We start from the raw sequence: 509 nt of genomic DNA, 5'->3' as shown, positions 1-509 counted from the left end.
GCCTGATCGCGTCGGCTGGTGATGCGGATGAAGGCCAGGTGGCCGGGCATCAGCGGCTCGGCCGCCGCCACGATCTCGGCTTGCCGCCACTCGTTGCGGCCGTGGCTGGTCTCGGTCCGCTCGGCAATGGAAGGGGTGGCGTCGGCCAGTTGCAGGTTGGCACGGCGCAGCCAATGACGACGGTTGCCCTTCAGCGCAAGCAGGTAATCGCCACCTCTTTGGGTAATGGCCGCAGCCATGCGGGTGTGGCAGTGGAGCGCGTCGGCGGTGACCAATCTGCCCGTAAGATCAATGAGTTCGACGACTTTGAGCGCGGCCTCGACTTCGTTCTCACCAGCGCTCGGCGAGACTGCCGCCAGGCACAGCCGGGTCTCGGCGGCGAAGGCCGACACCGTCAACGGCGGACTGGCTGCCAAGCCCTTCTCGTAGGCCCGCCGCAAAGCCTTGCCGTCAAGCGACACCACCTCGGGCGTCTCTCGGCTGGCTCGGGCGAAAGCTGCGGCAAAGGC

1 protein-coding gene is annotated in these 509 nt (G+C 67.4%); it reads right to left on the bottom strand.

The window, feature by feature from the left end:
• Positions 1 to 464, bottom strand: a 464-nt coding sequence (locus NKH98_RS32970; RefSeq protein ID WP_352904325.1) for an ISAs1 family transposase, incomplete at its 3' end; no start/stop codon positions are given.
• Positions 465 to 509: the final 45 nt, after the last annotated feature.

The organism is Mesorhizobium sp. M0833, assembly GCF_040319905.1.
Taxonomy (GTDB): Bacteria; Pseudomonadota; Alphaproteobacteria; order Rhizobiales; family Rhizobiaceae; genus Mesorhizobium.
Note: the sequence above shows the minus strand (reverse complement) of the source record. Positions and strands in the feature narration are given on the sequence as shown.